This window comes from Enterobacter sp. Ap-867 (assembly GCF_011752855.1).
Classification (GTDB): Bacteria; Pseudomonadota; Gammaproteobacteria; order Enterobacterales; family Enterobacteriaceae; genus Cedecea.
Map to the genome: position 1 here is coordinate 86,337 of NZ_VWWS01000008.1, position 16,135 is coordinate 102,471.

17 protein-coding genes are annotated in these 16,135 nt (G+C 59.9%); 7 read left to right on the plus strand and 10 right to left on the minus strand.

What is annotated here, in order from left to right; all coding sequences use genetic code 11:
* The 7 genes from sctJ to F3J26_RS18900 all read left to right on the plus strand — a co-directional run bounded on the left by sctJ (window position 1) and on the right by F3J26_RS18900 (window position 5,905).
* Entirely contained in the window at window positions 1-801 is an 801-nt protein-coding gene (gene sctJ / locus F3J26_RS18870; RefSeq protein WP_008460974.1) for a type III secretion system inner membrane ring lipoprotein SctJ, read from the plus strand.
* A gap of 5 nt (window positions 802-806) precedes the next feature.
* The gene (locus tag F3J26_RS18875) at window positions 807-1,421 is read left to right on the plus strand and encodes a type III secretion protein HrpD (protein WP_166995403.1); all 615 of its coding nucleotides are present in this window, start codon (window positions 807-809) and stop codon (window positions 1,419-1,421) included.
* Window positions 1,422-1,424: 3 nt separating this feature from the next.
* Window positions 1,425-2,045, plus strand: coding sequence for an HrpE/YscL family type III secretion apparatus protein (locus F3J26_RS18880; RefSeq protein ID WP_166995405.1), 621 nt, complete (start codon window positions 1,425-1,427; stop codon window positions 2,043-2,045).
* 103 nt (window positions 2,046-2,148) lie between these two features.
* Window positions 2,149-2,379 (plus strand): hypothetical protein, encoded by a 231-nt coding sequence (locus F3J26_RS18885; protein WP_008460979.1) that lies wholly within the window; start codon window positions 2,149-2,151, stop codon window positions 2,377-2,379.
* A 135-nt stretch (window positions 2,380-2,514) separates the two neighbouring features.
* The gene (sctC, locus tag F3J26_RS18890) at window positions 2,515-4,584 is read left to right on the plus strand and encodes a type III secretion system outer membrane ring subunit SctC (protein WP_166995562.1); all 2,070 of its coding nucleotides are present in this window, start codon (window positions 2,515-2,517) and stop codon (window positions 4,582-4,584) included.
* Window positions 4,585-4,593: 9 nt separating this feature from the next.
* Window positions 4,594-4,779 (plus strand): HrpT family type III secretion system protein, encoded by a 186-nt coding sequence (gene hrpT, locus F3J26_RS18895; protein WP_008460981.1) that lies wholly within the window; start codon window positions 4,594-4,596, stop codon window positions 4,777-4,779.
* A 178-nt stretch (window positions 4,780-4,957) separates the two neighbouring features.
* Window positions 4,958-5,905 carry a type III secretion protein gene (locus tag F3J26_RS18900; protein WP_166995407.1) on the plus strand — a complete coding sequence of 316 codons (948 nt, stop codon included), beginning with the start codon at window positions 4,958-4,960 and terminating at the stop codon, window positions 5,903-5,905.
* An 837-nt stretch (window positions 5,906-6,742) separates the two neighbouring features.
* On the opposite strand, the gene sctU is transcribed toward F3J26_RS18900, so the two are convergent.
* The 10 genes from sctU to sctV are packed head-to-tail and all read right to left on the minus strand — an operon-like array spanning window position 6,743 to window position 16,128.
* Window positions 6,743-7,825 carry a type III secretion system export apparatus subunit SctU gene (gene sctU, locus F3J26_RS18905; RefSeq protein ID WP_166995409.1) on the minus strand — a complete coding sequence of 361 codons (1,083 nt, stop codon included), beginning with the start codon at window positions 7,823-7,825 and terminating at the stop codon, window positions 6,743-6,745.
* 24 nt (window positions 7,826-7,849) lie between these two features.
* Window positions 7,850-8,659, minus strand: coding sequence for a type III secretion system export apparatus subunit SctT (sctT, locus tag F3J26_RS18910; protein ID WP_008460984.1), 810 nt, complete (start codon window positions 8,657-8,659; stop codon window positions 7,850-7,852).
* Window positions 8,656-8,922 (minus strand): type III secretion system export apparatus subunit SctS, encoded by a 267-nt coding sequence (sctS, locus tag F3J26_RS18915; RefSeq protein WP_039291380.1) that lies wholly within the window; start codon window positions 8,920-8,922, stop codon window positions 8,656-8,658. The genes sctT and sctS overlap by 4 nt, the downstream gene beginning before the upstream one ends.
* A gap of 7 nt (window positions 8,923-8,929) precedes the next feature.
* Window positions 8,930-9,595 carry a type III secretion system export apparatus subunit SctR gene (gene sctR, locus F3J26_RS18920; protein WP_008460987.1) on the minus strand — a complete coding sequence of 222 codons (666 nt, stop codon included), beginning with the start codon at window positions 9,593-9,595 and terminating at the stop codon, window positions 8,930-8,932.
* Window positions 9,595-10,647, minus strand: coding sequence for a FliM/FliN family flagellar motor switch protein (locus F3J26_RS18925; protein ID WP_166995411.1), 1,053 nt, complete (start codon window positions 10,645-10,647; stop codon window positions 9,595-9,597). The genes sctR and F3J26_RS18925 overlap by 1 nt, the downstream gene beginning before the upstream one ends.
* On the minus strand, window positions 10,644-11,267 hold the full coding sequence (locus F3J26_RS18930) for a type III secretion system HrpP C-terminal domain-containing protein (RefSeq protein WP_166995413.1): 624 nt from the start codon (window positions 11,265-11,267) through the stop codon (window positions 10,644-10,646). The genes F3J26_RS18925 and F3J26_RS18930 overlap by 4 nt, the downstream gene beginning before the upstream one ends.
* A complete protein-coding gene (locus F3J26_RS18935; RefSeq protein ID WP_008460992.1) occupies window positions 11,264-11,731 on the minus strand; it encodes a hypothetical protein in 468 nt (155 codons plus the stop codon). Before F3J26_RS18935 ends, F3J26_RS18930 begins: the two co-directional genes overlap by 4 nt.
* A complete protein-coding gene (sctN, locus tag F3J26_RS18940) occupies window positions 11,718-13,082 on the minus strand; it encodes a type III secretion system ATPase SctN (RefSeq protein WP_205246567.1) in 1,365 nt (454 codons plus the stop codon). The genes F3J26_RS18935 and sctN overlap by 14 nt, the downstream gene beginning before the upstream one ends.
* A complete protein-coding gene (locus F3J26_RS18945; protein WP_166995417.1) occupies window positions 13,076-14,020 on the minus strand; it encodes an FHA domain-containing protein in 945 nt (314 codons plus the stop codon). Before F3J26_RS18945 ends, sctN begins: the two co-directional genes overlap by 7 nt.
* Before the next feature lie 11 nt (window positions 14,021-14,031).
* A complete protein-coding gene (gene sctV / locus F3J26_RS18950; RefSeq protein ID WP_008460998.1) occupies window positions 14,032-16,128 on the minus strand; it encodes a type III secretion system export apparatus subunit SctV in 2,097 nt (698 codons plus the stop codon).
* Between the last annotated feature and the right edge of the window lie 7 nt (window positions 16,129-16,135).

The following is a 16,135-nucleotide window of genomic DNA, read 5'->3' on the forward strand; positions in this document are numbered from 1 at the left end:
ATGCAACGACGCTGGCGAAAAATCCTGCAGCCCTGGCTGCTGGTCCTGCTGCTGGCAGGCTGCGACTCACAGGTCATTCTGAACACCGGCCTGACGGAAAACGATGCCAATGACATCATTTCCGAACTCTCGAAATACAAGATTGAAGCCGACAAGCAAATTGATAAAACCGGCGTCACCGTGCTGGTGGCTCAGGACAATATTGAACGCTCCGTCCGCATTCTCAACGCCAACGGGTTGCCGCACAAAGCGCGGACCAACCTGGGCGAGGTGTTCCAGAAAAACGGCATTATTTCCAGCCCGCTCGAAGAGCGCGCCCGCTATATCTATGCGCTTTCCCAGGAGCTGGAGTCCACGCTTTCACAGATTGACGGCGTGGTGGTGGCTCGGGTGAACGTTGTCCTGCCTGAGCGCGTGGCGCCCGGCGAGCCGGTGCAGCCCGCATCGGCATCGGTGTTTATTAAATACACCCCGGAGATGGACCCCGACAGCATTGAGCCCAGGATCCGTCGACTGGTCGCCGCGAGTATTCCGGGGCTTTCCGGGAAAAATGACGGGGCGCTTTCCGTGGTGTTTGTGCCCGCTGCGGCCTATCACGACCGCGTGGAACTGGTGACCTTAGGGCCTTTCCAGCTGACGCTTTCGCAGTATGCCACGGTCAGGACGCTGTTCTTCTCGCTGATGGGCCTGTTGCTGCTGCTCGGCGGGATCTTCACCCTTTTACCGAAGCTAAAGGCGATGAAGCGCGGTAAAAACTCAGGCTCGACTGGACTGGCCGTTGTGCCCTCAGAGCGGCGGTAACGCCAGTGGTTGCCTGGGACTACGCGCTCGCGGCTAACTGGCTTCGCTGGTGGCAGGAGGGATTCTGGCGGCAGGCGGATGCCAGCTGGTTCGGGCTGCCCTGGTTCAGCCTGGACGAGGCGCTGCGCCAGAGCCTGATGCTTAAATCGCCGCAGGCCGTGCCGGCTATGCTGGCGCTGGAGGAGTCTCTGCCGGAAACGCCCGACGCCCGCCTGCTGGCGCTGGTTTCGCTTGACTTAGCCCAGCGCGAAACGCTTTTTGCGCTGGTGGCTGAGGTTTGTCAGCGCGGGAGCGGGGCGGGGCAGCTCACCGAATCTCAGCGGATCTGGTGCGAACGTCTAACCCGGGGGCTACGCCCCGGCGTCTGGCTGCCCGCAAGTCTTAGTTTTAGCGAAGAGCCGAGTTTCGCCGTGCTCTGCCTGCTGCGCCCGATTCTGACGCCTGCGGCCTGGCTGCGGCTGCGGCTCAGTTTCCCTCAGCCTGTGATTGTGCGATGCGAAGCGTGGCTGGCGGATGAACCTGCGCCGCTAAATCGCCTGCAGGCGCTGTGGGATGGCGCGATCTGGCAGGCTCAACGTTCGGCGATGCCAGCGCTGAATGATTTTTCACGGGAGCAATAAACCATGTGGGTCGGCCGTAAACTTGCTTTAGAAGAGAACGACCAGGTGATTGAAGGCGTACTGTTGCCGCACTCCGCTTTGCAGGAGCAGCAACAGGCTCAAAGCCTGGTGGAACAGGCCATGCGCAAGAGTGAAGCCCTGCTGGAGGAGGCTCGTCAACAGGCTGAGCAGATGCTCGTCGAGGCGCAGGTCGATGCTGAACGGCTGGTCATCACACGCTGTGAAGAGGCAGAGCGGGAATTCTGGCTGCGGGTTGAGCCCTTTTTTAGCGAATGGCGGGCCGAGCGGGACGCGCAAAGTGCCGAAATCGTCGGCCAGGCGCAGGCGCTTATTGCGGCCGCATTTGAACAGCTGTTTGGCGGCCTGAGCGACCAGCAAAAGCTCACGGCGCTGCTGACTCAGCTTCAGAGTTCAAGCGCTCGGGCAACGGACGTCACGCTGTATCACCCCTCACAGTATGAAGCGCCGCTGGCAAGCTGGCTGGCCGCGCGCCCTCAGCTAGGCTGGACGCGCTGCATCGACGACGCGCTGGCGGCCGAAACGCTGCTGCTGCAAACCGCCCAGGGCGAGTTCAGCATTAGCTGGGCTTCGCTCCAGCAGCATTTGCTGCGCCTCGCCAGCTAACCCACTGCCAAAAACGTCCCGCCGGGAAGTTAATTTTCCCGCGTCGGGAACTGCCGCCTTTCTGCCGCCACTTATCATGCGATTTCAACGCGAGGAGAAACGTATGAGCAATTCCTTTGATATTCAGCGCAATCTCGACAGCCAGCTGTCCCGTCTGCACCACTCGGTTGCCGAGCTGGCGCAGAGCACGCTTGGCCAGCCCGCGCCAAGCATGGGCGACATGGTGGAATTCAAAAACGCCCTGATGAAAGAGGCGGCGGCGACCTTCACCGACAGCCAGCTGGGGTCGCTCAAGCATAGCCTGAGCAAGGAGATTATCGACTCTATCAACTAGTTATGCCGTCAACGGCTTATTCGTATCGATAAGCCGTTGTTTAACGCAGTTTGCACCCCGGATGGCTACCGTTTTATGCCGTCGATTACAGGAGAAGAGTCGTTGAATCAGCACGTTCGTTTACTGCGCTCAGCCATGTTTGCTTTGGCCGCTACCGCTGGTTGCTTCAGCGCAACTGTTAGCGCTCAAACGCCTGCCGACTGGCAAAATGGCGCCTATGCCTATTCTGCCCAGGGCACGCCGCTGCGCACCGTCTTGCAGGATTTCGCCAGCAGCCACGGCGTGAATCTGCGTTTAGGGGATGTGCCCGACAGCGTGGTGGATGGACGCCTGCGTTCCGACAGCGGCGTGGCCTTCCTCGATCGCCTGGCGCTGCAGTACCGCTTCCAGTGGTTTGTCTATAACGGCTCGCTGTTCGTCAGCCCGCAGTCGGCAGAAACCTCAAAGCGCATCAGCGTGTCAGCCGATGCCGCGCCGGATCTCAAGCAGGCGCTGCGTGATGTCGGGCTGCTGGAAGACAAATTCGGCTACGGCGAGCTGCCGGACGACGGCGTGGTGATTGTCACCGGGCCGCCGGAGTACGTCGCGCTGGTGGCGGATTTTAGCGCCAAAGACAAAGACAAAAAGCAGAACAAAGAGATGATGGCGTTCCCGCTGAAGTACGCCTCGGTGGCTGACCGCGAGATTAAATACCGCGAGAAAACGCTGCTGGTGCCCGGCGTGGCAACCATCCTTAACGAATTGCTGGGTAAAAAGAGCACCCGCTCTTCGCAGGGCATTGTACCCGGCGGAGAAGGCAGCTCGCGTGAAGCCCTCAACAAGTCATTCCAGGAACAATCGGACAATATTCTCTCCGGGCTGATTCAGGGCCAGGACAGCCGTCTGCGCGGCGCAGGCGGTGATGACGAAGGGGAAATGAACCCGCTGGTGTCTGCCGATGTGCGCAACAACGCCCTGCTGGTGCGGGACGATCCTAAACGCCGCGAGCAGTATCAGGCGCTGATTTCCCAGATCGACGTGCCGCAAAAGCTGGTGGAAATTGACGCCATGATCATTGATGTCGATCGCCACGCGTTTTCGAAGTTCTCCAGCAACCTCAGCGGCACGTTCGGCAACATTACCGCCGGTTCTTCCATGCTGCAGGGGGCAGGCACGTTATTCGTAACCGACTACAGCCGCTTCTTTGCCCAGATCCAGGCGATGGAAGGCGAGGGCAACGCCTCTATCGTGGCTAACCCGTCGATTCTGACGCTGGAAAACCAGCCCGCAGTGATCGACATGAGCGACACCGCTTTCATTACTGCGACCGGCGAGCGCGTGGCGACCATTGAACCGGTGACCGCCGGAACCAGCCTGCAGGTAGTCCCGCGCGCCATCGGCAACGGGCCAACCAGCACGGTGCAGTTAGTTGTGGATGTGGAAGACGGAAAAGTCCAGGTCAACGATGACGGCGTGGCAACCGGCGCGAAGCGCGCCACGGTCAGCACTCAGGCGCTGGTGCAGCAGAACGGTTCACTGGTGATGGGCGGCTTCCATTCCCGTGAAACCGGTGACACCGACCACCGTATTCCGCTGCTGGGCGACATTCCTTACCTGGGGAAATTCTTCTCATATACCAGCCACGAAACGTCGCAGCGCGAGCGGCTGTTCATCATCACGCCGCATCTGGTGGGCGATCAGGTGGACCCGACGCGCTACATCGACGAGCAGGATCGCCAGCAGCTTTCTTCGGCGATGAATGAAGTACAGCTCCGCCAGCGCTACAGCTCGATGAAAGGCGACATCGAAAACGCCATGCGGGATCTGGCGGAAGACAAAGTCCCTACCGGGTTCCAGGCAGGCGGTGAAGGCGTGAGTATTGGCCAGCTGTGCAACGTGGGGCCAGGGCTGTCATCGGACAGCTCCCACAGCCAGTGGTACAGCAATTCATCGGTGCAAATCAGCGTCGGGCTGATCCGCAATATCAGCGGCAAGCCGCAGCGTTTTGACGAATCCAACTGCCGCGATGATGACGTGCTTGCCGTGGCCGCCTGGCCGGGCGGAAACCTTGCCCCAGGCCAGTCGGCAGAAGTGTATATCGCCTACCGCACGCGGGGAGAAGGGCGCCGTAGCCGCCAGTCGCTGCTGAGCTCTGCCTCGTCATTGCCGGTGAATTCATCCAGGTCGCGCAGCTATCTTCTGCCGCCGCGCCCCGTACTGCATTAAGGAGCCACGATGAAACCTTCAATTTTGATACTGATGGCGCTGGCGTTTGTGCTTAGCGGCTGTGCCACCCGCAATGACAACGGCTGTGACAACGTGACGTGTCGTCCCCTGTCAGACAGCCACCACCTGACCATCTGGTGGCCGAACGATATGCGTAACGGCGTGCAGGATTACACGCAGATGCCGGTGCGCTGAGTGCGAGAGCGGGCGTGGCTGTTTTCACGCCTGTTTTTAAAAAATCATTTTTTTTCCTGATGTTAGGCAGTTTTGTGGAACCGAAGCCGGTTTCTTTTCACTTAACAGGCGTCTTAATACTGCGACCCAGCAGGACTGGTCGCCTGTATCAACCCCGTTGTCATGGTGAGGTAATCGAATGAGTACGATTGGAAATATGCTGAATCTGGCCACTGCATTACCGCAGCTGGCGCTGAACGCAACCCCAGAAGGTATGGCCGCTAATCTGTTGAAAAACGTTGGCGATCAGATGGTGAACGACATTGCCTCCAAGCTGACCAACCTGCTTTTCTCCGGCGGCATGAACGGTAACAATAACAACACCTTTATGTCTCCGCAGAGTCAGGGCGGCGCGAGCATGGGCAACACGCTGGCAATGAGCAACATGCAGCAGATGCTGCAGCAAGTGATCCAGCAGATGGGCGTGAATTCCCAGAACACGCCGTTCAACAGCCAGGCGGGGGCGGGCAACATGAACGCCTTCAACAGCGGCATGAGCAACGGCCTGCAGTCACCTTCTACCGGCATTGGCCTGGTCCAGCTGCCGCTGTCCACCACCAGCGCCAACAGTGCGAACAGCTTTAACCAGCTGGGTAACAACATGGGCAGCCAGCTGGGCAGCAAAATGGGCCTGCAGGCGCTGGACGACGTGAAGTCGGACACCAGTGGCCTGTGTGGCGCGCTGGGCGGCGGCGGTAAAGTTGACGGCGGCTCAAAAGAGACTCGTGCTGAAATCGGTAAATTTATGGATCAGCACCCGGAAATCTACGGCAAGCCGCAGAGCGCGGGCGCCGGTATGCCGGGCCTGGTGCACGTTGGTAAAGGCCCATCCAGCTGGGAAGACGCGCTGAAAAACAGCAAGCCGCTGAGCGGCGATTCGCTGAAAGCCTTCCAGTCCGCGAAAAACGATCTGAAAACCTCCATGGTGGGTGGCTCTATCCCGGGTTCCGCCACGGCACCGGGCAACGGCTCTTCCAGCCTGCTGATGAATGCTGACGCACAGCTGTTTAACGGCAATATCATCAAAGATGCCCTGAAGCACCACCACGGCGCGCTTATGGGCCTGGCCAGCGCCGTGCTGGCCTAAGAGATTGGGTTGTAATCCACAGATGTTCTTTTGACGCGTGGTGCGAGGTAACTTCGCCACGCGTGTTTCGCGAAACTCTTCTTCGCCCTCTATTTGACCGGTTTTTCTGCGCTAATCGCGTGGGATACCGGTCTTTTTTTGTCTCGATCATGCCCGTGTATTTCCAGTACAGAATAATTATTCGACTCTCTCCCTAAGAGCTGTCTCTTAATCAAAAATCTCTGCGATTATGTAGGAGCGGCGAATATTCCGTTCACTTCCAGTTCTGTTTTATATGTCACCACTGAACTCGTGAACGGCTCGGGGGAGTCACCGTCACTCCCCCGAGACCCCGGACTCCCGGCCAAATAAATCGACCGCGTGAGCGGCAGACCTCCGTTTTATCTCCCAGTCCTGGGGCGGCTGAGACGCGTTCCCGACGCTCTCAGCCTCCGGCCGTTCCCGACGTCCGGACCCTGGCCAGTCGGAGAGAAAACGGAGGCGATTTAAGCCGGAACCATGCCTCGCTTTACGACTAACATTTGCCTTAGCTACAAAGTCGCCGGTTGTTTTACCCTCACCCTAACCCTCTCCCTAAAAGGGAGAGGGAATAAAAAAATGCCTCCCCTCACATGTTTTCTCCCTCGCCCCTTTGGGGAGAGGACCGGGGTGAGGGGCCGAATTGTTCACTAATATTTAGGTGATAGCTGGTGGGCTTGCTGCTTAGCGTTTCTGAACATGCGGGGAAAAAAGATCTATAGGTGAACGGAATAACTGCAGAATGACAGATATCTCCTGGAGGATTCACAAATAAAATGTGGTTAAGAAAGAACCCAGAGTAAGGGAAAATCGTCCCCGTTACTCCTCAAACTCAATCGTTTCACCCTTCAGGCGGCCCTCGAGCTTGCGCAGCAGGCGGTAAATAGCGGCCACCGCTTTTAGCGTGTCGCGCGGAATATAGGCGCCTTCTTCAGTGGTGCGGTAAAGATTGCGGGTAAGCCAGACGTAGCGCACCACCGGGATATTGGCGGCGTGCGCCAGTTTAATCAGCGCTTTGGCGTCTTCGTCCTGTGCTTTAAACAGCAGCACCGGCAGCGGCGTTTCGTCCGGGAGATAGCGCAGCCCCACGGCGTAGTGCGTCGGGTTCACCAGCAGCACGTCGGCTTTTTCCATCTCCTGCGGGGTGACTTTTTTTGCCGGTGCGTTGAGGATTTCGTGGGCGACGTGTTTGCGGTGGCCTTTGGTGTGCGGGTCACCTTCCATCTGCTTGTACTCGTTTTTCACGTCCTCGTGGCTCATGCGATTCTGCTTGAGGAAGAAGTATTTCTGCAGCGCGAAGTCGGCTACCGAAAACACCAGCATCACGCCAACGATGGTGTGGGCGAGAGTTTCCAGAATCGCCACGCCCGCATGCCAGAAGCCGTCCAGCGTGCCGCCTGAAAGGTTGGCCATTTGCGACAGACGGGGTTTGATCAGCAGCCAGAACACCACCGAAAGGGTGATGGCCTTCAGCAGGCTGTTGAGGATCTGGATAAACTGCTTTACCGAAAACATCTCTTTGAATTTATTCAGCGGGTTGAGCGCCTCAAGCTTTGGGGCCAGCGCGGCGATGGCAAACAGCGGACCAAACTGGATCCAGCCTGCGGCAATGCGCAGCAGGATTACGGTGCCCACCGTCATCATAAAAAACACCCCGATGGTCAGCAGCGCGGCACCGCCAACTTCCCCTAAAGCCTGGTTGAAAGGGCTGCTGAGGCGCATCAGCGGCAGGAGCATCAGCGCCTGCAGCTTTGCCATGCTGGCCTCCATCATGGAAAAGATCAGCTGCAGGACGCCGAACATGATCAGCAGTTTGGGGATGTCCTGACTCTGGCTCACCTGGCCCTTTTTGCGGGCCTCCTGAAGTTTATGGGGGCTGGCCTTCTCTGTTTTTTCACTCACGGCTTGGCACCCTCCGAAGCGGCATTACCAGGTGGTTTGACGGGCGGGCAGAATATCCGCCAGGTGCGGGATCATATCGCGCAGGCTGCTGAACTGGTGGCCGGCGAAATACTCCAGCGTGGGCAGGTAAAAGATAAAGAACAGCAGCCCGGCGATGCATTTTAGCGGCACGGTCAGTACCGTGGCCTGCAGCTGCGGACTGTAGATGCTGAGCACGCCAACGGCGAAATCGAGGAACAGCAGGAGCAGCACCAGCGGGCCAGCGTACAGAATGGTGTCGATAAACATCTGCTTTACCTGGCCGAGAAACACCAGGAATCCCTGCTCGCGGAAGTCGGGCAGCCAGCTGTCCACCGGCCACAGCCGGTAGCTGTCCCAGATAACCTGGGTGGCGAGGGACAGGCCAAAGTTGACGATCAGCACCATCATCGACCACTGCAAAAGCATGTAGCCGAGCGGCGTTTCGTCTGCGCCCAGGGCCGGGTTAAGCTGACCCCCGCTGAGTGCTCCACGCTGGTTATCAAACAGCACGCCCACCGACTCAAACAGCCAGAAGGGTAGCGCCAGCAGGTAGCCAAGAAAAATCCCCAGCACCACTTCTTTCAGCATCATGGCGACAATGCCCCACGGCGTGTGCGGGGCGTGGGTCAACATCGGGACAATAGTCGGCGTGACAAAAAGCGCCAGCGGCACGACAACCGCCGTGCGGATCATGCCTTTCAGGGCAGAGAACGCAAACAGCGGCGTCAGCAGCACGCACGGGTAAATGCGGGCGATTGCCAGCCCCAGCCCCAGCATGCCGTTGAAAATGGGCGTCAGTTCGGCGGCGATCATCGCAGGGTTCCGGACGCGGCCATCATGTTGAAGGCGGACTGCGCCAGCTCCACCATTTGCAGGCCAATCCAGCGGCCGCTCAGCGCCAGCGTGGTACCCACGGCCACCAGCTTGATGGCGAAGGGCAGGGTCTGATCCTGGAGCTGAAACACCGCCTGTAGCAGGGACACCACAATGCCCACCAGCACGGCCACCACCAGCGGTGGCGCGGAGAGCACAACCACCATCAGCACCGCCTGCTTAAACATGTAGATCATGTCCATAACGTCCTCACATATAGCTGTAGAACAGGCCGTCCAGCAGGCGCGTCCAGCCGCTCACCATGACAAAAAGCAGAATTTTGAGCGGCAAAGAGATGGTCATCGGCGACACCATCTGCATCCCCAGCGCCAGCAGCACGTTGGAGACAATCAGGTCCACCACCAGGAAAGGGATAAATATTAAAAAGGCAATTTTGAAGCCGTTTTGCAGCTCGGACAGCACGAATGCCGGGATCAGGATCAGCAGGTTGTCGCGCTGGTGGACGACCTTCTCCGACAGATCTTTCGGCCACATGCGCTGGCTGTTTTCCATCAGGTGTGTTTCAAGGTCCGGGTCGCTGTTGCGCAGCATAAAGTCGGTCAGCGGCTTAATGCCGTACTGTAAGCTGTTCTCTAAGCGCTCTGCGCTGGTGGTATCGAGAGGCTTCTCTTTGAAGCGGGTTTGCATCCCGTCGAATACCGGCGCCATCACGAACAGCGTGGCGGCCAGTGCAATGCCGTAAAGCGCCATGTTGGGCGGCGTTTGCTGCACCCCGATGGCGTTTCGCGTCAGCATCAGCACCATCGAAATCTTGAGAAAGCTGGTGGTGATCATCAGCAGCAGGGGCAGCAGCGAAATGGCTCCCAGCAGGATGGCCAGCGCCAGCGGATTGAATGAGCTGATATTCTCGGCCATCACACGGGTTCCATGGCCGTACCCGTCTGGCGCAGCATGCGGGTGACCTGGAAGCCGAGCGTGCCATTAACGTCCACCAGTTCACCTTTTGCCAGCAGGCTGTTGCCGTGACACAGCAGCGCCTCGCCCGGCGTGACGTGCTGAACCAATACCGTTGACCCCGCATCCAATTGCTGGAGTTCGCCAAGCGTCAGCTGTAGGTTGCCGCAGCGGATGGTTAAATCCAGCGACAAGTCGTCGAAACTCCCCCGTGTTGTTTGCCATTCCCCGGCGGGTACCACTTCTTCGCCGTCCTGCTGATCGTCGTACTCCAGGGGGGCGTTCGGGTAAGTCATGGTTAGCTCCTCGCTAAACGTAATGTGTAGTAAGTCTCTGTGAGTGGTTTCGCTCGCCAGTTCCAGGTGAACCTGAAATTGTCGCCTCGCCAGCGGCATAACGCCGTGTCCTTCCGGCGAGAAGAACGTCTCTGAGGGCAAAAGCAAATCTCCGCTAACCAGGCGGCGGGCGGCACCGGCGGAAAGCTGGAGCTTGCCAACGGTCAGCGGTAACTGGAGTGGGAGTTCAGGGTTTAGCGGGGCCATCAGCCGCTGCCAGGCCGGATGCTGAGCAAGCCGATGCAGCGTGGCCCAGGAGAGCGACAGCAGCGTGCAGGCCTGGGCTTCGCCGAGAAAAACCTCAAGGCGCAGCGTGACGTCAGGTTTTTGCCGTTCTTCTGCGGGCTGCAGAAACTCAAAGAGTTCGGCCAGTTCAGGGCTGAGCTGTTGACTGAAATAGCGCCAGTACCAGGCATTGTCCTCGGTGGAGACGCCTGGAAGCGCCGGGCAATCGGCCAGCAGCCCCAGCACCGGCAGCGGGTCGCTAAAAAGCAGCGTGCCAGCCGCGCAGTGAAAAGCTTCACCCGGCATATCTGGCTGGATCAGCGCTCGGGAGGGCAGGAGGCGAAGTTCTCCGGCTATTGCTTCCCGGAAGAAAGGGAGCCGCCAGCCGCTGCCGGTCCAGCGCCGCAGGCGGGCTTCATCCGGTGACTGAGCGGCAAGCGCCAGGCGTTTCATACCGCCTCCCGCCGCTTAAAGCGCAGGCGAACTTTTTTCCCCAGACGGCGGCTGAGCGAGCCTTGTCCATCCTGTTCAAAGCCGCGAACTTTGTCCCAGGCCTCGGCGGAAAAGCCGAGGGCAATATCCAGCCCATCGCCATTGGCCGGGGTAACCTGCGCCACCACTTCGCCTAAATCCGGCAGCAGCAGGCTAAAGCGGGCGGGCAGGCTTTCCTGCTGTTCAATGCCCTGTATCAGGTGCGATTCCAGCATCGCCCGCAGGGCGGAAGACGGGGATTCACTGGCCTGCTGCGGCTGTTCCGTGCCGCCGAGCGAGCCATCAAACAGGTTAAGCGCCAGAATGGGCATCACCGGGTCGGGCTCATCGTCAGACAGGAGATCGCTGAACTCTTTTTCATCCCGCGACAGCTTCTGGCGATCGCTGGCCCGGCCTGACGAGGACGTGCTGCGAGCGGGCATCTGCGGCATGAAGGGCGTGTTATTTCCCGGCGCGTGCGGTGCACGAGGCGTGGGTGCCTGCGGGGCGTTCTCGGGCTGGTGATGCGGCTGCGGGGCCGGATGGGCCTGCTGCCAAAGCCTGGGCTGCGGGTGAGCGTTTTTTAGCGCGTGGTGAATCATAAAGCGTTCCCCTGATTTTGGTTAAGCAAATACTCCATTTTTTCGATGTCCCGCTGGCAGCGCTGTACGGCTGACTGCGCGGCGGTCAGCCGCTCCTGCTGCTGTTGCACCTCTTCCTGTAGCTGGTGCGTGTGCTGAATTTGTTGAATCACGCCCGCGCGGCTGGATTTCTCAACGTCCAGCGTCTCCCGCAGGTCGTTAAGCGGCTGCGTGACGCCCGCGTGCTGCGGCACGAAATTATTGCGCAGCTGCAAATAGCCGATTTTCTGCTCTGCCAGCTGCTGCTCGCCCTGCTCGACGGCCTGCCGGCAGCGCCGGAGCTGCTGCTCATGCTGGCGCTGCTCGCTTTCACAGCGGCGTAAGCGTCGCCGCCGGATGGGCAGTAAGAGCGTCAGCACTTGTTCCAGAGCAACCTGCTGCGGGTCCGGTGAAAGCGGCGTTTCCGCCTCGCTATAACGGCGCATAAGCAATCACCTCCTGTAGCTGCTGGCGGGTGTCGACGAAGTCGCTCGGGGCGTGGTTGGCCTGGCGTAAAAACGCGTTGATGGCCGACTGAGATTGCACTGCGGCGTCGGTCATCGGGTCATTTCCCGGCTGATATTCCCCGAGGCGGATCAGCATTTCGACCTGCTGGTAAGCCGACATCATCTGGCGCAGCGCGCTGGCTTCGGCAATGTGTTCTCGTGGGACGACGTTGCTCATGGTTCGGCTGAGGCTGGCCAGCACGTCCACGGCAGGGTAGTGCCCGCGCTCCGCCAGGCGGCGGGTCAAAACGATGTGGCCGTCTATCAGCGAGCGGACTTCATCGGCCACGGGATCGTTCATCGAGTCCTGTTCGATCAGCACCGAATAAAGGGCGGTGATGGAGCCGCGTGAGGTTTTCCCGGCGCGCTCGAGCAGCCCTGGCAGCAGGGTATAGACCGACGGCGGCAGCCCGCCCCGGCCCGGAGGTTCGCCGAGCGCCAGGCCAATTTCACGCTGGGCGCGGGCAAAACGCGTCAGCGAGTCGATAATCAGCAGGACGTTTTTGCCTTTGTTACGGAACGCTTCGGCAATGGCCGTGGCGGTAAACGCCGCGCGGGCGCGTTCCATGCTGCTGCGGTCAGAGGTGGAGCACACCAGGACGGTGCGTGAGCGCAGTTCGGCATCCAGCTCGTGGTCGAGGAATTCGCGGAGTTCGCGGCCACGTTCGCCAATCAGGCCAAACACAATGGCATCGCACGGCGTGTTGCGCGCCATTTCAGCGAGCAGGGTCGTTTTGCCGCAGCCAGCCCCGGCGAAGACGCCCACGCGCTGGCCTACGCCAATCGTCAGCACGCCGTCAATGGAGCGAATGCCCGTCGGCAGCGGAGTATCAATGCGCGGCCTGTCCGTGGGCGGTGGCGCGTCGCCGAGCACGCCCCGGGCGTCCGGTGTTTCGCTGGCCAGCGCAAAAGCCGACAGGCTGTCTTCGTCGATGGCGCGGCCAAAGCCGTCCAGCACGCTGCCAAATAAGCTGTCCGACACGCTAATAGAATGGGGCTGAAACAGCGGCGTGACGCGAGCGCCCTGGGCGATGCCGTCCAGCGGCCCCAGCGCGGAAAGCAAAGTATGGCGGGGGTTAAAGCCGACCACTTCGGCCATCACTTCGGTGTCGCCGCTGCGGCTGATAAGACACAGGTCGCCGATGCGTGCCTGCGGCAAGCTGCTTTCCAGCAGAATGCCGCTGATGCCGGTGATGCGCCCGTAGGCGCTGACGGCGGAAAGCTGGCTCAGGCTGCTATGGCGCTGGGCAAACCAGGCGTTGAGGTCGGACTGATAGTGCTCCATCACCATTTCACCGCGATGTTTTCTTTGCCGCCAAACTGCACGCTGTCGCCGGTAATGCCGGTCAGGCGCAGGCCGTTACGTTCGTCCCCGACAAACAGGCGCTGCCCGTCCTCGGTCACGATGTTGGCGTGCGGCCCGGCGGTAATTTGCACGATGTGGAAGGGCAGCACGGCCTCGCGCACTTTGGTTTGGTTTGTGAGCGCCACCTTGAGCTGATAATCGCTGCGGATGCTGTCCACCATGCGGCTGACAATCGGCAGCTGGTTTTCCTGCAAATCCCCGGTGAGCGTAATCCCCTGCGGCGTGCTGGCCAGCTGCACTTTGTTATAGAGCTCCCGCTCGCGCAGATCCTGTTCCACCAGGCTGCGCAGTTCGTTGCTATTGGTAATCGCCGGTTTAATTTGCGGCTCATCGTCGCTGTTTTGCTGGGCGATGCCGGGCTGCAGCACCCAGCTGAAGATGGTGAAGGTCAGCAGCATCAGGCTGGACAAGGTGAAGATTTGCGCCCAGCGGGGCAGGATCCTTGCCAGCAGTGAACGGCGCGCGGTCGGCGCTGGTTTGCTTTGTGTCCCGCCGACGGGTTCGCGTATAGAAGATTCGGGCTGACTCGGGCTGACAGCAGGCAACGGCGGTGGCGGGCGGTTATCCCATTCGTCGTCAGCGGCGGCAAGCGTCAGCCAGACGCCGCCGACGGCGAAGATTTCACCGGGCTGCCAGAGTTGCTGCGCACTCAGGCGTTCGCCGTGGCGGTGGCAAACGGTGCCTTCCATCGGCGTGAGCATCCAGCCTTCGGCGCTGCGGTTTAGCAGCGCGTGGCTGGCTTTAATACCGCCATCGTTGAGCTGCAAATCGCTGTCGGCGGCGTTGCCAAGTTGCCAGCGTTCGCCGCTTAACGGCAGCGCCGCGCCTTCATGTAATCCGTTCAATACTCTCAGCTCATACATGGCAGCACCCTTTATGCAGTGAAGGCGTCAAGCGCGTTTTCGTGAATATCAATGCGCCCCAGCACGTTGACCGGCAGGTTAAATTGCAGCTCGGCGAAGGACAGCACCGGGACGTGATGGAATTCGTCCTGGATAAGCAGGCGCAGCGGGCTACGTAAATCCTGGGCGGACAGCAGCACGCTGGTTTGCCGCTGGAACAGGGGGAACACTTCCCGGAGCTGGTCCAGCAGCAGGGCGTGTTTGTCCTGGCTGAGGGCGAAGAAGGTTTCGTTCTGCGTCTGGCGCAGGCTGTCGCGCAGGATCTCTTCGGTTTCCGGCGTCAGCAGCCAAACCTGTATCCCGCCGTCGTGGCTGTACTGGTGGCAAATGTGTTCTTTGATGTCGATGCGAACCTGGTCGACCAGCAGGCCCACATCGCGCTCGTGCTGGCCGTGCACAATCAGCGATTCGGTGATGCTGCGCACCGAACGCAGCGAAATTCGTTCGGCCACCAGGCGCTGCAGCACGGCACTCAGACGGGTGATCGGGAAGATGCGCTGGAATTCCTGCGCCAGCTCCGGCAGGTCCATCTCCAGCCACGAGATAATGGCGCGGGTCTCCTGCAGGCCGATAAAGCGCGGGCCGCTGGCAAAGAGCGCTTCTTCCATGCGGGCCAGCAGCAGCTGGTGCGAACTCCAGGACTCCATCTGGAATTTATCCAGCAGAGGATCGTTTTCTTCCAGCCATGCCCAGCCTTTTTCCTGCGGATAGGTTTCCGTGCTGAGTTCTGTCCCGGTTTCTTCCTGGGCCAGCAGGCGGTAGTCCAGCGCACGCTTGCTTGAGGTAAAGGTGCCAATCACTTTCGGCACTTCATACACCAGAAAACGAAATTCATCGTCAGGCTGGTACGGCGAGAAATCGATGTTGAAGACCGGCAGCGTGAAGCCGTACTGGTTCACAATGCGGTTACGCAGGCGGCGAATGTCTTCGATAAGCGCCATGGCCGCCGGGTCACCGGCGCGAGCCGACGAGAAGCTGAGGACAAACAGGCGGCTGGGGTTGAAGGTACGAATGTCTTCTTCGCCGTTGGCTTCCGGGGCGACAATTTCGCCGCCGGTGGTGGTGGCCGCCGCGCGTTTGGCGCGCCACAGCTGAAACAGCCCCGAGCCCAGGGTGATTATCCCGAGCACGATAAACACCGCCGTGGGCATGCCCGGCAGCAGGCTGAAGCAGAACATGCCGATGGCGGACATAATCCACGCCTTAGGCTGGTTGGTTAGCTGGTCGCTGATTTCTCGGCCAATGTTGTTGTTGGGAATGTCTTCGTTGGCCGACACGCGGGTGATCATCATCCCGGCGGTCAGGGAGATAAGCATCGCCGGGATCTGGTCAATCAGGCCGTCGCCGATGGTCAGAATGGAGTAGACATTGGCGGCGTCGCCTGCGGCCATGCCCAGCTGCAGCACACCAATACAGAAGCCGCCCACCATGTTGATGCTGAGGATCACGATCCCGGCAATGGCATCGCCTTTCACGAACTTCATGGCGCCGTCCATTGCCCCGAAAAGCTGGCTCTCTTTCGCCAGATCTTCACGTTTGCTTTTGGCCTGCTGGACGTTAATCAGCCCGGCGCGCAGGTCGCTGTCGATAGACATCTGCTTGCCCGGCATGGCATCGAGGGTAAAGCGGGCGGCCACTTCGGCGATGCGCTCTGAGCCTTTGGTGATCACCAGGAAGTTCACCACCGTCAGGATCAGGAACACCACCAGCCCCACCGCCAGGTTGCCGCCGACCACAAAGTTGCCGAAGGCGGTGACGATATGCCCGGCGTTTTGCTGCAGCAGGATCTGGCGCGTGGTGGAGATAGACAGCCCGAGGCGGAACATGGTGGTCAGCAGCAGTACCGCCGGGAAGGTGGTGAACGCCAGCGGTTTGGGCAGGTACATCGCCGTCATGATAAGCAGGCATGACACGCTGATGTTGACCGCAATCAGGACGTCAATCAGCCCCAGCGGCAGCGGGATGATCAGCATGAACACCACCGCCAGCGCGATGAAAGCCCCGACGACTTCGGAGCGTTGCATGGCGGTTATTGCCAGCCGGTTAAGAAGGTTAAACAAAGCGTTCATGGGCTAT